Origin of the sequence: uncultured Corynebacterium sp. (assembly GCF_937999985.1) — a bacterium.
GTDB lineage: Bacteria > Actinomycetota > Actinomycetes > Mycobacteriales > Mycobacteriaceae > Corynebacterium.
Genome location: NZ_CALLDG010000077.1, coordinates 1 through 1,251 on the forward strand (window position 1 = coordinate 1; position 1,251 = coordinate 1,251).

A 1,251-nucleotide genomic window follows, 5' to 3' on the forward strand; every position below is an offset into this window, starting at 1 on the left:
AGGCCAGGAGGTTGTTGCGGCAAGCGACAGCGTCGTCGGAAAGCATTGGGGAATCGCTCACTAAAGAAGCGATTGTCCAGGCGGGGCTAGCTTCTGTCGACGATTCTCGGGCTCCGTTGCTTCAGCAGGTTTCCTTTCGGGATGATCGTGGCTTCATCGCACGCGTGGACTTCTATCTGCCCGAACTTGGGCTGGTCGTCGAGTTCGATGGCCGTATGAAATACACCGACGGCGGGGTTGCGGATACGCAGGTGGCAATCGCAAAGGAGCTGGAGCGCGAAAAGCGCCTGAAGAATCTCGGGCTGAATGTCATCCGGATTGTCTGGTCACAGCTTTTCGACGGCACCGCCGTAGCCACCTTGCGGCAAGCGGCCGCGGAAATCCGGCGCCACCTAGCAAATGGCGGCAGTTGCTATCGCGGTAACTACGCCTTCGCGCGGCCGCCCCTCACGATCACGGGGAAGGCGGCCGAGTTGGCCATGCGTCGCCGACGTGTGTGGAGCCAGGCGGGGCGGCTGTACTAACTGGCTGGCTTATCGGGTTTAGCCCCCTGCCGCTGCCCCTGCCGCTGCCCCTGCCGCTGCCGGTGCCCACTGCCGCTGCCGCTGCCCAGTGCCGCTGCCGGCCCCACCCCAGACTCCACTTCACGACACGGGTGTCACCTCATGCCACCTCCACAGCTGCCACGAGGTGACATGGGTGTCGTAAAGTCGCTGAGACTGTCTGTGATCCTTGCGAAAAGTTCCACCACCAACCCCGAACGGCGTTCAAGTCCGGTGCTGTACAAGTACTATGCTTGAGTATCATGACAGCCTCGGAAACCACCCAGCCACTCGTACCGTCGCCTGCACCAGCATCCGCGAAGTTGCCTACGCCGCAGCCAACGCAAGCATCCGCCGCCGACCTCGCAGCCTTCGACGCCGACCACATCTGGCACCCATACGGCCCCATCCCGTCGCCGGTCGCGCCCAAGCTGGTCGAGTCCGCCGAGGGCGTGAACCTCCACCTCGCCGACGGCCGTACCCTCATCGATGGCATGAGCAGCTGGTGGGCCGCCTGCCACGGCCACTCGCACCCGAAGCTCGTCGCAGCCGCGAAGAAGCAGGCGACCACGATGTCGCACGTCATGTTCGGCGGACTCACACACCGCCCGGCCATTGAGCTGGCGGAAAAGCTCCTAAAACTCGCGGGCCCCGGCTTTGATGCCATCTTCTACTCGGACTCGGGCTCCGTCTCCGTCGAGGTGGCGAT

Annotated in this window: 1 protein-coding gene and 1 pseudogene; both read left to right on the plus strand. The window is 63.7% G+C overall.

Going from position 1 to position 1,251, the window contains the following annotated elements; all coding sequences use genetic code 11:
* Positions 1–524, plus strand: a pseudogene (locus Q0331_RS03660) (hypothetical protein); the annotation flags it as partial.
* A gap of 281 nt (positions 525–805) precedes the next feature.
* Positions 806–1,251, plus strand: a 446-nt coding sequence (locus Q0331_RS03665; protein WP_298074972.1) for an aminotransferase class III-fold pyridoxal phosphate-dependent enzyme, incomplete at its 3' end; no start/stop codon positions are given.